We start from the raw sequence: 356 nt of genomic DNA, 5'->3' as shown, positions 1-356 counted from the left end.
ACCTTAAACCTGAAATGTCTGCCTACGATATTACCAATGCCATTGTTCCGGAACTTGAAAATGAAACAGCAGATTTTGTATGTTTAAATTTTGCCAATACTGATATGGTAGGCCATACAGGTGTTTTTGAAGCCGCTGTAAAAGCTGCTGAAACGGTGGACAAATGTATTGAAAAAGTAGCGACAACCGCCTATGAACATGGTTATACTGTTTTCATTTTGGCCGACCACGGAAATTCTGATGTGATGATTAATGCAGATGGTACACCAAATACACAGCATTCTACCAATCTTGTTCCTTTCATTGTAATGGATAAAGACCACACATGGAATCTGAAGCCTGGTAAACTGGGAGAT

General features: G+C 39.3%; 1 protein-coding gene. It reads left to right on the top strand.

Features of this window, described 5'->3' with window-relative positions; genetic code table 11:
- On the top strand, positions 1 to 356 hold a 356-nt coding region (locus tag ACPYOJ_RS34820), incomplete at both ends, for an alkaline phosphatase family protein (protein WP_481420299.1).

Source organism: Rhizobium sp. SVR5-9E, assembly GCF_056755095.1.
This window is presented reverse-complemented; position numbering and strand designations above follow the sequence as displayed.